The sequence below is a fragment of the Nocardia cyriacigeorgica genome (genome assembly GCF_029868385.1).
Lineage (GTDB): Bacteria > Actinomycetota > Actinomycetes > Mycobacteriales > Mycobacteriaceae > Nocardia > Nocardia cyriacigeorgica_F.
Genome location: NZ_JARWNX010000023.1, coordinates 53,554 through 66,409, shown reverse-complemented (window position 1 = coordinate 66,409; position 12,856 = coordinate 53,554). Strand labels below are relative to the sequence as shown.

Here is a 12,856-nt window from a genome sequence, read left to right as displayed (position 1 = left end):
ATCCGGCCAGTTCGAGGGACTGAGGGCGTAGTTCATCAACGCAACTCTCAAACCATCGCCCGAAGTCAGCAATACCGGCGGGCTGATCGACCGTTCGGCAGACATCATGCGGCAGCACGGCGTAGACGTCGAGGCGATCCGTGCCGTCGATTACGACATCGCGACCGGTGTGTGGCCGGATATGACCGAGCACGGCTGGGCGCATGATGCGTGGCCCGAGTTGTTCGACAAGGTCATGTCGGCGCACATCCTTGTGCTCTGCGGTCCGATCTGGCTCGGCGACAACAGTTCGGTGATGAAACGAGTGATCGAACGCCTCTACGGCTGTTCGAGCCTGCTCAATGACGCCGGACAGTACGCCTACTACGGCCGCGTCGGCGGATGCCTGATCACCGGAAACGAAGACGGCATCAAGCACTGTGCGATGAACCTGCTCTACAGCATGCAGCACCTCGGATACACCATCCCGCCGCAAGCCGACGCCGGTTGGATCGGCGAAGCCGGCCCAGGCCCCTCCTACCTGGACCCCGGCTCAGGTGGCCCGGCAAACGACTTCACCAACCGCAACCTGACCTTCATGACCTACAACCTGCTGCACCTGGCCGCGATGCTGCGGGACACCGGAGGCTTCCCCGCGGAGGGCAACCGGCGCAGCGAATGGGACGCAGGCTGCCGCCCCGAGTTCGCCAACCCCGAACACCGATAACGATCGGCACAGCAGGCCCATCGTCCGACCGCACCGAGAGTGCCCGGCCATTCGGCTGCGACTGGGGATCACCGCCAGCCGGATACGAGATCAGCGCGCACCAGCGCCACCTCGCCCTGCTGCGCGCCGCTCGACGATTCACTGCTACTGACGCGAGGTCGCGACGCGAGCCACCTCAGCGGGGTCGATGAGATGGGAGTGGTCGTCGTCGCCTACGTCCAGCTGAACCACGTCGATGCTTCCGTTGAATTTGCTGACCCCGGAGTAGTCGGCGCTGACAGGCATACCGAAATCGTCCCCGATATCGGTGGTCTCGTCGGCGGAGAAGATCATCGGCTGGGTCTGCTCGACCCGTCCACTGCCAACGGCTCGGCCGTCGACGTAGAGGGTGACTTCGCCGCCTTTGGCCAGACCACCGCCGTCGTAGGCGAAGCTCGCCCGGATCTGGTGACGACCGGTGGTCAGATCTTCGGTCGCGCCGATGACCCACTCGGTCATGCCGAGCAGGTTGTAGACGAATTTCACCCGCCCTTCCCGGACATAGAACGCCCATCCGCCGAATCGACCGCCCTGGGCGATGACCACACCGTTGGTCGGTCCCTCCTTCGACGTCTCGATCGCCGCGGTCACCGAGAACGACCGGTTCTTGATATCGATGACGCTGTGCTCGCTGAGCCTGCGCATCCCGGGGAACATCACCTGCTTATTGCCCGTCACCAGCTGCGGCCTGCCCGCGATGGTCGGATTCAGACGTTCGAACCTGCGATCGTCGATGGGCAGGACGTTGTATTTCACCGCCTCGATCAACCACAGGCGTTGCAGTGCCGCGAGCCTTTCGGGCTGCTCGGCGGCCAGATCGCGCGCCTGTGTCCAGTCGGTGCTGCCGTCGTACAGTTCCCACACATCGTCGTCGAGGGACGGAAGTACCTCGTTCGGAAGCCATGGCGTGCTGTGCCGGGTGACCGCACTCCAGCCCTTGTAGTAGATCCCACGGTTGCCCGCCATCTCGAAGTACTGCACGTCGTGCTGCTCTGGTGCATCGGGCTCGTCGAAGCTGTACGCCATGCTCACCCCCTCGAGCGGGGACTGCTGAACGCCATTGACGAACGTGGGATCGGGCAGCCCGGCCGCCTCGAGCACTGTCGCCGCCACATCGATGACGTGCGTGAATTGCGACCGCACCGCGCCTTTGCTCTTGATGCCGTTCGGCCAATGGACGACCGTGCCATTGCGGGTACCGCCCCAGTGCGAGGCAACTTGTTTGGTCCATTGGAACGGTGCGCACATCGCCCACGCCCAGCCGACCGAATAGTGGTTATAGGCTTCCGGCGTTCCCAGTTTTTCCTTGACCTGCGCCATGAACTCGGGTGTTTCGATCGCGGCGAGGCCGTTGAAATTGGCCATCTCGTTGAAGGCGCCGTTGACCGTGCCTTCCGCCGACGCTCCGTTGTCGCCGATGATGTAGAAGATCAGCGTGTTGTCGAGCGCGCCGAGTGCCTCGATGGCGTCGATGACCCGGCCGACATGGACGTCGGTGTGCTCGAGGAATCCCGCATAGACCTCGATCTGCCGCTCCAGCACCGGTTTGAGCGTGTCGTCCATATCATCCCACGCCGGAATCACGTCGGGGCGTGCGGTCAGTTCGGCATCGGCAGGCGCCACACCGCGCCGCTTCTGTTCGGCGAGTATCGCTTCGCGCTGCGCATCCCACCCGTCGGCGAACCTTCCCACGTATTTGTCCGACCATTCGGTGGGCACGTGGTGCGGTGCATGGGTCGCACCGGGTGCGAAATAGACGAAGAAGGGCCGGTCGGGAGCGAGCGACTTTTGGGTGCGGATCCAATCAATGGCGTGGTCGGCGAGGTCTTCGGTGAGGTGGTAGCCCTGTTCGGGCGTCGTGTCCGGTTCGACCGGGGTGACGCCCTCGTACAACGCTGGGTAGTACTGATTGTTCTCGCCACCGATGAAGCCGTAGAAGTGCTCGAATCCGCCGCCGCCGGTCGGCCACGCGTCGAACGGTCCGATCGGCGAGGTCTGCCACGGTGGGACCTCATGGCATTTGCCGAATTGCGCTGTCGAATATCCGTTGAGCTTCAATATCATCGGCAATGTGGCCTTGGTATTGGGTCGCAGCCCGGATGAACCGGGCGCGGAGGTCGCGGTTTCGGTGATCATCCCCATGCCGACCGAATGATGATTGCGCCCGCTGAGCAATGCAGCCCTGGTCGGTGCGCACAGCGCGGTGGTATGAAATCTGTTGTAGGTCAATCCACCGCGTTGCAATCGTTCCGCAGTCGGGGTTTGCGCCGGACCACCGAAGGCGCTGCTCGCACCGAATCCGACATCATCGAGAAGAACCACCAGCACGTTCGGCGCCCCGGCCGGCGGCAACAAGGGTTCGATGGGCGGAAACGCCGTATCGGGATCTTTCGCATCGTAGGTGGTCAGGCCCAGATGCTGCCGATCGGGAATCGGAAGTACCTCGCGACGCACGTTCTTTCGCTCCACCATGGCTACTCACATTCCTCTGCCGATATCGGAGCGCTCGCAGACCTCGGCCGGCCCGAGAGTGCACTGCTGCGAGAACAATATCCCGGAGACGAGTACTCGAAAACCCGATGCTTCCCGGTATTCCCTCATATACCGAGAGTTGTTATCGAACTGCACATCTCTTCGGCATCTGTGTTCATTCCGTGACTTCCGGCGTTTGGCTTCATGGTTCGACGGGGGCAATCGAATTCGACTGCGGGAGCGATTCGGTAAAGTCGCGGACCTCGAAAGTTTTCGTGTGCCAGCCGATTCCGCTTGCGTTCCCGAAGTTTCTCATTCGGGGACGGCCACTTCGGCCGGGATGTGGATTCGCGGCCGAGCGCAGCGCACGGCGGTCGAAGTCTTCGGACACCGACACCCCCGGCGTTGCCCCGTCGTGACTCCATCGTGACCGTCGCCACGCACTCCGGAGACGCCCTGAGCGATCCAACTGATGGTCGCCGCTCTCCTACCGAGGACGGCATCGATGTCATCGTGCGATCACACCGAGATCGAGCACGCTTTCCCAAGGCCAGGAGGCCCGATGCGATCAACGCGGGTCTCGAGCGAAACGGACCGGAGACCGCAGCCACTTGGAGAACGGATTCGCGGTGGGGTGAGCGCCGTGTGGATGCCGTTGCCCGTGCATGCTCCTCACCCCAGCAATTTACGCTTGGCTGCGGCGAACTCGTCGTCCGACAGCACACCGGACTCATGTAGCCGGCCGAGTTGTTGCAGCTTCGCCACCAGGTCTTCGGAACCGGAAGGAGTAGGCGGTGGCGTTGGCATCGGGGGCGGTGGCGGCGGGGCTTGCTGTTGTTCGGCATACACCTGGCTTTCGGCCGCACGGCGTTGTGCTCGTCGGTCGACGGCGTTCGATGTGGCGCGCGCAGTGCCCGAAATGACAGCCGTGCGTGCGACTGTGCCGAGCAGACCTGGTCGCCCGGCTCGTCCTCCGCGAAAAACCATGTGTCCTCCTCCTATTGAACCGACAGGGCGGCTTCGACCGCGTCGCGGGGGATCTGCACGTGCAGCGCGACTTCTCCGCCTGCGCCGCGAACTGTGCCCGCCAACTTCCGTGCCCACGTCTGCTCGTAGACGATCACGACCGCCGAAGTGCCGGGGTCCATCGCGGCTCGGACGACGTCAAGATCGTCATCGCTGACCAGGCCGCGTGAGTCGACGGTGACACCGTCTAGGCCGATATCGGTGAGCGGCTCGTCCACTTCGACCTGGCGGATCGCGCCGGTGTCGTCCATCGCCAGGTAGATGAGGTCGAGCACGGTCACGTAGCCGCGGTCGACCACTTCGGCCAGCGCGGTGGTGACGGCTCGGTCGATGCGTGTGCCTGGAAACGCGAGAACGACCATCTCCACCGGCCCGAGTTCGGATGAGCGCGTCATGACCTCATCGTGCCGAGACCCGACCGCCCGGCGCCTCACCCGATGCGGATGATCTGGCGCGTGCCACAGGAGCGCCGGACCCGGATTCCCGGTGAGGCGACACCCAGAAGCGCCGCTACGGCGTGACGATCGGGAAACGCGGGTCGGGGGCGTCGAGCAGGCCGGTGAGGGTGGTCAGGACCGACTGGTCGCCATCGATGCCGATGCCCGCGGTGGCTTTGCCCGCGAACATGCTCAGCAGCTGGTCCTTGGTCAAGGTGAGGGTCAGATCGGCGGAGCCTCGCAATGGCGCGTCGGCGGTGCCCGTGCGATGGGTCAACGCACCGTTCGACATGGTCAATCGGACGACGCGGTCTTCGTCGGTCAGTTTCCAGTCCATCGTGAAATCCGACCGCGCGGCCCTCGGCCCGTCCACGCGCACGGCCAGCGAGTCGATGATCATATCGACGCTCAGCGCGGACATCAGTTCCGCGCTCGCGGTATCGATATCGACGGGTGTGGCGCCGTGGCGCAGTTCGCGCGCGCCGACCAGGAAGAAGTTGCGCCATGGTCCGTTCTCGGCCCCGTAGCCGAGCTTGTCGTACACCTCGGCCAGCGCCTCTCGGGCCGCGGTGTGGCCCGGTTCGGCGAACACCGCGTGGTTGAGCAGGGTGGCCGCGAACCGTAGATCACCGCGCTCGGCGTACTCGCGTCCTTTGGCGATCACGGCGTCGACGCCGCCGTAGTCGGCGACGTAGCGTTGCGCCAGCTCGACGGGTGGATGCTCCCACAGGTGAGCGGGGTTGCCGTCGAACCAGCCCATATAGCGCTGATAGATCGCCTTGACGTTGTGGCTGAGCGAACCGTAGTAGCCCCGATCGGCCCAGGTCTCGTCGAGGGCCGGTGGCAGGGCGAGTTCTTCGGCGATCTCCGCGCCGGTCAGTCCACGATTGGTCAGGCGAAGGGTTTGATCGTGCATATAGGCGTACATGTCTCGTTGCTTCACCAGCCAGGCGATCCAGTTCGGCGCGCCCCACGTCGGCCAGTGGTGGGAGGCGAAGGCGACATCGGCCTTGTCGCCGAACAGGCCGATCGCCTCGTCCAGATAGTGCGCCCAGACCCGGCTGTCGCGCACGACCGCGCCACGCAAGGTCAGCACATTGTGCATATTGTGTGTCGCGTTCTCGGCCATGCACAGCGCCCGTCGGTCCGGGAACAGGAAGTTCATCTCGGCGGGGGCTTCGGTGCCCGGGGTGAGCTGGAAGACGATCCGCACACCGTCGACCTTTTCCACCTGACCGGTATGGGTGATGTCGACCGTCGGCGGGATGAGGGTGACGGTCCCGGTCGATGTCGTCATACCGAGGCCGGCGCCGATCTGCCCGTCGGGCGCCTTGTCCAATCCGGTGCCGTACATGAAGATGGCGCGGCGGGTCATCGCGTTACCCGCGTAGACGTTCTCACTCACCGAATGTTCGAGGAAGCCGCTCGGTGCGAGGATCGGCACCGGTGCGTGCCCTTCCGGCACGATTCCGCGTGCCCCGCCGAAATGGTCGACGTGCGAATGGGTGTAGATCATGCCGGTGACCGGGCGGTCACCGCGGTGGCGCCGATACAGTGCGAGCGCCGCGGCGGCGGTCTCGGCGGAGATCAGCGGATCGATGACGATGACGCCCTCGCGCCCTTCGATCAGCGTCATATTCGACAGATCGAGATTGCGCACCTGATAGATGCCATCGGTGACCTCGAACAGCCCCTGTTTACTGCACAGCTGCCCCTGCCGCCACAGGCTGGGATTCGCGGTCGCGGGACACTCGCCGGACAGGAACTCGTAGGCGCCGGTATCCCAGATGACGCGTCCGTCGGCGGCGCGGATCTCCGGCGGGTCGAGCGCCTCGATGAAGCCGCGGTCGGCGTTCTCGAAGTCGGTCGTGTCATCGAAGTTCGGCTGTGCCGCCATGTTTCCTCCACCTCGACATTCCGGTACAGGTCAGGGCGCCGTAGCGGGCGCCGACCTCGGTTCGGGGGCGCGCCGGTTGCTCGGATCGGCTCGAGCCCCGGCCACTGCCGACCGGCAGCGGACATCGCGAACGCTAACCAGGAATATCAGCGGCCGGTTCACCCGTCGCGGGTGAATTCCACCCGGTGCCCGCCGTCGACTCCGTCCCGGCACCCGGCGAACCCCGGGTCATGGTGATCTCCGGGTCGCATATCGATCCAAAGGAGGATGTCGCGTCCACCGTGCCCACGGATCATCGAGCGGTGCGATGGACGAGAGCTGTTCTTGCGGTGGTGCTGGCGGCGACGCTGACCGGATGCGTCGATTCGGAGACGGAATCGGGCGGTGGTGATGGGCCGTCGCCGCGTGTGGCGCGGTTGGTCGCCGAAGCCGATGCCGTGCCGACGCCACGGCTGGAATGGGGCTCATGCGGCGAACCCGAACTCGACGGCTACGAATGCGCACAGGCGCAGGTGCCGCTGGATTATGCGCGGCCGGAGTGGCGCTCGCTGCCGTTGGCGGTGATCCGCCGACCGGCCACCGATCCCGATCAGCGCATCGGTACGTTGTTCGCCGCCGTCGGCGGACCGGGCGGCTCCGGGTACGACTGGGCTCGCGATACCGACATCCTGTCGGGTGAACTCGCGCGCCGCTTCGACGTGGTGACCTTCGATCAGCGTGGTATCGGGCGCAGCGGCCAGGTTCGCTGCTTCGCCGATCCCGATGCCCAGCACAGGTTCTGGAGTGGATTGTCGTTACCGCCGGTGGACACCGACCAGCGGGCCGCCGCGGCCGCCCGCGCCAGGGAACTGGCCGCGGGGTGCGCTGAGCACAGCGGTGATCTGCTGCCGCATCTGACCACCGTCGACGCGGCGCGCGACCTGGATCTGCTGCGACGCGCGGTCGGTGACGCGCAGCTGAACTACATCGGCTACTCCTATGCGAGCTATCTGGGTCAGGTGTACGGCGCATTGTTCGGGGAGCGGGTGCGGGCATTGCAGCTCGGTTCGATGATCGACCCCGAGCGCTACACCAACGACAGCGTCGCGGCGCTCACCGGCACCGCGGCCGGCACCGAGGAGGTGTTCGCCGAGTTCGCGCGGCTGTGTGAACTCGCTGGTCCCGGTGCGTGCGCGTTCGCGGGTGATGGAGTGCGACAACGCGATACAGCGCTGCTGGACCGGCTGAAGCGCGAGCCGATCGTCGTCGGTTCGGGTGCGGACGCGCTGCCGGTGAGCTACCACGACGTGATGCTGGTACATGTGGCCCTGCTCTACGATTCCGCACAGGGTTGGGCCGCGCTGGCGCAGCTGCTCGCCGAGCTCGAACGCGGCCCGAACGGCGATCCACGCACCACCGCCGAAATCCTGTCGGCGGCGCCGTACACCGAGGATTTCCTCGAGTCCTACACCGCGATTTCCTGCGCCGACAACTCCTTCCCCCGTGACCCGGACCGTTGGCCCGAATTCGCCGCGACCGCGCCCGGCTACGGGCCGTACTGGTTGTATCCGCTCCAGGCCTGCGCCTCCTGGCCCGCTCCGCCGGCGGGCTACCCGCAGCGGTACACCGGCCCGTGGACGCTGCATACGCAAACCCCGGCGCTGCTCATCAACAACCGTTTCGATCCGGCCACGCCACTACCGCACGCCGAACGCGCACAACGCGCCCTCGGCAACGCGCAGCTGCTGGTCGTCCCCGGATACGGACACGATCCGACCAGCCCCTGCGTGCGAGCCGTCCAGCAGCGGTATCTGATCGATCTGGAGCTGCCGACCACCGAATGCCCACCCGCACACGTGCCGTTCACCGGCTGAACCGCGGCCCCGCGCCGACGTCGCCCCGACGCCGTTCGAGGCACCTGCCCCGCCGCCGGGCCCAACCGTGTTCGGGCAGGTTCGCACGCCCGCCGACCACGGCGCATATGTGCCTGCCTGATGGAATACGCCCGACCCTCTGCCACGTTGTACCCGTCGACCCGACGTCCCGGTCCGCCCCGGCGCGGCTCGTACCGGACGAACGGCGATACCAGGAATTCGCGATCGAGAAGGAGACGGTGTGAGCAGTCCACGGAAAGCGGTGCTGGCGGGTGGGTGCTTCTGGGGGATGCAGGACCTGATCCGTAAGCAGCCGGGAGTGCTGTCGACGCGGGTCGGCTACACCGGCGGCAGCAACGATCACCCCACCTACCGCAACCATCCCGGTCACGCCGAGGCGGTCGAGATCGTCTACGACCCCGAGCAGACCGATTACCGGGCGCTGCTCGAATTCTTCTTCCAGATCCACGACCCCACCACGAAGGACCGGCAGGGCAACGACATCGGCACCAGCTACCGGTCCGAGATCTTCTATCTCGATGACGACCAGCGGCGCACCGCGCTGGAAACCATCGTCGACGTCGACGATTCCGGGCTGTGGCCGGGCAAGGTGGTCACCGAGGTGACACCGGCGCCCGAGTTCTGGGAGGCCGAGCCGGAGCACCAGGATTATCTGGAGCGCTTCCCGGAGGGCTACACCTGCCACTTCCCACGGCCCGGCTGGAAGCTGCCCAAGCGCAGCACGACCGCGCAGTAGGGATCACACACAGCTCACCGGCCCGGTAGTTGGACGTCGTCCGCTACCGGGCCGCCTCGTCACGCCACCTCGTGTGCAGGCCCGCCCTGGCATCCACGAGGATGGGAGCGTCGATCCGGACCGAGCGACTCCTTCCCCTCCGGCATGGCGAGGGTCAGCACGGCCAGCCCCATGGCTACCACCGCGATCGCCACCATCATCGTGATACTGCCGCCGAGGGTGTGTGAACCGAAGAACAGCGTGGTCAGGACCGCGAGCCCGACGGCGTTGCCGACCTGCTCGATGGTCGGCAGCACCCCGGAGGCCTCCGACATCCGATCCGCGTCCAGCCCCGACAGCATGATCGGCTGGAGCTGTACACCGAACACCCCGATACCGAAACCCGAGGCGACGACCGGACCGGCCGCCAGCAGTGCATTCACTTCGCCCCCGGTCAACCGCAGATAGACGGCGCCCGCGGCCAGACAACCGCCGAACAGCGCCATCCCGGCGGCGAGGACGCGAATCCCCCAGCGCCGCACCAGCACCAGCGAACCGATCGCACCGGCGCCCGCGCCCAGCGCGAACAGGGTCATCACCAGACCCGTCCGCCACGGCGAATAGCCGAGCACATCCTGCATGGTGATCGATGCGGCGAAGACGAACGCGGTGAACAGCCCGAAAAACGCGCCGACCAGGATCGAACCGACCCGGAAACCGTGATCGTCGAACAGGTCGAGTCGCATCAGCGCGCTGGCCCCGCGCCCGGACCGTCTGCGTTGATGGGCCACGAACATCGCAGTCAAGGCCAGACCGGCGGCCATCGCGGCGATCAGTTCCGGCCGCCACCCCCGCTGCTGGACCTCGGCCAGCGCGAAGATCAGCGCGAACAGCCCGGCAGTCGACAACACCACCCCGCCGAGATCGAGCCGATCCCGCTGCTCCGGCCGCCCGAGCCGCAGGTAACGCCAGCCGAGTGCGAAGGCGAACAGCCCGATGGGCAGGTTGATCAGGAAGACCGAGCGCCAGCCCCACCCCCCGATATCGATGGTGATCAGCGCGCCGCCCACGATGGGTCCGAGCATCCCGGCGAATCCGGCCACGGCCCCGTACAGCGCGAACACCAGCGGATGACGTTCCCGCGGAAAGCTCGCGGTCAGGATCGCGATGGTCTGCGCCGCCATCCCCGCGCCCGCCGCCCCCTGCACGACCCGGGCCAGCACCAGTTCCGTGGCGTCGGTGGCCAGACCGCACCACATCGACGCCGCGGTGAACGCCGCCACCGACGTCAGGAACATGATCCGGCGGCCGACCATCGCCCCGATCCGGGCGGCGGTGAGCAGGGTACAGGCGAAGGCGAGTGCATAGCCGGAGATCACCAGCAGCTGCGCCGACCGGGAGGCATGCAGATCGGTGGTCAGATCGGGCAGTGCGGTGTTCACGATCGTCACGTCGATCATCTGCATGAACACCGCGATCAGGCAGCCGGTGAACGCGAGCCACGCGGTGAGTTCGCCGCCGACCCGGTCCCGGATGGTCGCCAGGTTCGCCGCCATGGTCATGCGGTGAGTTCGATGAGCGCGCGCGGACCCGACAGCGCGAGCTGGGTGGGGAAACTCATCCGCACCAGTCGATGCGGTGGCGCCTCCTCGAAATGCGCGAGGAATGGCGGCAGAATTCCGCCGATCACCTTGTCCAACAGCGTGTTCACCTGCGCGAAGCCGGGACGCAGCCGCACCTGCCAGCAGGGCACGCTCCCGGCGGGCACCTCGACAGTGGCGCGTTTCTCCACTTTCGCCAGCAACCGCCAATGCACCGAGAACGCCAACCACACGTCGATGGACTCGATATGCCCCTCGGCGAAGTCGAGCCCGCGCAGCAGTGTCAACCCACCGGCGATCGGCATGATGTTCGCCGGATACGGCGCCGGACCACCAGCGAATTGCAGATGGGTGGTGTGCAGGAAGTTCGCCTCCTCCCGCGAGACCACCGTGGCGCCGGAGCGGGTCTCGGCCCGATAGTGCTCGGCGCGCAACCGCTCACCGGCCCGCGTGAACCGCTGCTCGATCGTCATCGACAGCGCCGCGCCACCGCGTCCCGCGCCACCGATCCTGGCCTCGAGGGCCGACAGGTAGCCGCCGGGCTCGCGGGTGATGAGGTTGGTCATCTCGAACCCTTGCCGCCGATCGGCGAGGCGGACCGAGTACACCGATTTCTCGCCGTCGGGAATCCACGGATCCCGGAACACGGTGGGCACATATCCTCCTGGTCAGCTGGGTTGCGCGGTCGCGGCGATCGCCGCGAACACCGATGCCATGGCGGTGACGTACCGGTCGACGGACGCGTGCGCCACCTCGGTGCCCGGATAGATGACGCTCAACCAGGTCCCCGACGGCAGCCGATTGATCCAGATGAGCACCTCCTCCGATGCGGCGCGGTTGGCGTACACCCCGGCGGTGATCTCGTCGAAGAATTCGTGACCGGCGAAATCCCGCGCGTCGATGAACGAGATCATCGGGGTGACCCAGCCCGGTTCGGCCTTGATCTCCGAATCGGCGGGTAGCAGTTCGAGCACCCGGTGAAAGGAGGTGGGCGCCAACCGCAGCCCGTTCTCGTAGGCGCGCTGCGCGATGGTCAGCGCACGGGCGAACGGCGTACTCGGCCCGAGCGGAAACGCGACGGGCACGAGCGTCACATACCAGCCCACCGAATTGCCTTCCGCGGCCGAGGTTCTGGTACTGATCGGCGTCATGCCGAAGTAGTAGTCGGAACCGGTGAGTTCGCGTTCGGCCAATGCGGCGGCCGCGAATGCGCCGCCGACGAATTCGGCGTCACTGGCCCGGCAGACCCGTTCGAATCTGCTCGCATCCTCCTCGTCGAGCAGCAGGATGCTGCGGTGTGCGCTGCGGTTGTAGCCGTCGCAGCGTTTGCCGAGATCGAGTGGGAAGGTCGGCAGCCGGTTGTCGTTGCCGCGCAGCAGCTCCAGCCATTTGCGTACGCCCGGTGAGGACAGCGTCAGCCGCGCGCTGTGCTCACGCTCGGTGACGCAGTAGTCCAGATAGCTCGCCGCGGGTGGCAGCGGTTGCTCCTCGCCCGACAGCTGGCCCGCGTACAGCTGGGCGAAATCGGAGGCCGACAGGTATTGCCCGAGACCGTCGGTGTGCAGATGATCGACGGCGAGATACACCGTGGTCGACTCGCCGTGTTCGATCGCACCGAAGGTGAAGCAGTCCCAGTGGAAGGGGCCGGGCGTGGTCTTCTCGACGTGACTGCGGATCGCTGCGGGGTCATCGAGCATGCCGTAGTCGACGGGGATGAACTCGACCGCGTCCTCCGGCACCAGATGTCGGCGCAGCGCACCGCCGGGTGCGATCGCGAACCAGGTGCGAAAGGTGTCGTGGCGCATCAGGAACTGGTGGATGACCCGCGTCATCACGTCCCGATCGAGGTCGGCGAGCGGGATCTCGGCGGTGACGAGGCACAGCCCGGAGAACCGGAATTCCGCGTGCGCGTGCCGATCGGCCTGCCGCAGATACTGTTCCTGTTGGAGTGAGGGCGGGGCCGGATGCACCGGAGCCTGTTGGGCGCGTTCGAGCGACGCCGGGGACGCGACCCAGGTGATGAGCCGCCCTGGCGCGGGCTCCCATTCGTCGATGAGACCGAAATCGACCATGGCGAGAAACCCCTTCC

At 66.2% G+C, this 12,856-nt stretch carries 10 protein-coding genes; 3 read left to right on the top strand and 7 right to left on the bottom strand.

Annotated features, from left to right (window positions below):
• Positions 1-34: 34 nt before the first annotated feature.
• The gene (locus QH168_RS03525) at positions 35-706 is read left to right on the top strand and encodes a flavodoxin family protein (protein ID WP_280233003.1); all 672 of its coding nucleotides are present in this window, start codon (positions 35-37) and stop codon (positions 704-706) included.
• Positions 707-850: 144 nt separating this feature from the next.
• On the opposite strand, the gene QH168_RS03520 is transcribed toward QH168_RS03525, so the two are convergent.
• From QH168_RS03520 to QH168_RS03505, 4 genes are all read right to left on the bottom strand, one after another.
• Positions 851-3,217 (bottom strand): arylsulfatase, encoded by a 2,367-nt coding sequence (locus tag QH168_RS03520; RefSeq protein ID WP_280232926.1) that lies wholly within the window; start codon positions 3,215-3,217, stop codon positions 851-853.
• A 672-nt stretch (positions 3,218-3,889) separates the two neighbouring features.
• Positions 3,890-4,204 (bottom strand): SHOCT domain-containing protein, encoded by a 315-nt coding sequence (locus QH168_RS03515; protein ID WP_280232925.1) that lies wholly within the window; start codon positions 4,202-4,204, stop codon positions 3,890-3,892.
• Between the two features lie 11 nt (positions 4,205-4,215).
• Positions 4,216-4,638 (bottom strand): DUF6325 family protein, encoded by a 423-nt coding sequence (locus QH168_RS03510; protein WP_280232924.1) that lies wholly within the window; start codon positions 4,636-4,638, stop codon positions 4,216-4,218.
• 115 nt (positions 4,639-4,753) lie between these two features.
• Complete coding sequence (locus QH168_RS03505) at positions 4,754-6,577, bottom strand: alkyl/aryl-sulfatase (RefSeq protein ID WP_280232923.1); 1,824 nt, start codon at positions 6,575-6,577, stop codon at positions 4,754-4,756.
• 302 nt (positions 6,578-6,879) lie between these two features.
• On the opposite strand from QH168_RS03505, the gene QH168_RS03500 reads away from it, so the two are divergent.
• Both QH168_RS03500 and msrA read left to right on the top strand, forming a co-directional pair.
• Complete coding sequence (locus QH168_RS03500; protein ID WP_280232922.1) at positions 6,880-8,430, top strand: alpha/beta hydrolase; 1,551 nt, start codon at positions 6,880-6,882, stop codon at positions 8,428-8,430.
• A gap of 241 nt (positions 8,431-8,671) precedes the next feature.
• Positions 8,672-9,187: a peptide-methionine (S)-S-oxide reductase MsrA gene (gene msrA, locus QH168_RS03495; protein ID WP_280232921.1), complete on the top strand. Its 516-nt coding sequence runs from the start codon at positions 8,672-8,674 to the stop codon at positions 9,185-9,187.
• Positions 9,188-9,246: 59 nt separating this feature from the next.
• Here msrA and QH168_RS03490 read toward each other — a convergent pair whose 3' ends face one another.
• Genes QH168_RS03490 through QH168_RS03480 form a run of 3 tightly spaced genes read right to left on the bottom strand, consistent with a single transcriptional unit; the run spans position 9,247 to position 12,839 of the window.
• Positions 9,247-10,728, bottom strand: coding sequence for an MFS transporter (locus tag QH168_RS03490; protein WP_280232920.1), 1,482 nt, complete (start codon positions 10,726-10,728; stop codon positions 9,247-9,249).
• The gene (locus tag QH168_RS03485) at positions 10,725-11,423 is read right to left on the bottom strand and encodes a hypothetical protein (RefSeq protein WP_280232919.1); all 699 of its coding nucleotides are present in this window, start codon (positions 11,421-11,423) and stop codon (positions 10,725-10,727) included. Before QH168_RS03485 ends, QH168_RS03490 begins: the two co-directional genes overlap by 4 nt.
• A gap of 12 nt (positions 11,424-11,435) precedes the next feature.
• On the bottom strand, positions 11,436-12,839 hold the full coding sequence (locus QH168_RS03480) for a condensation domain-containing protein (RefSeq protein WP_280232918.1): 1,404 nt from the start codon (positions 12,837-12,839) through the stop codon (positions 11,436-11,438).
• Positions 12,840-12,856: the final 17 nt, after the last annotated feature.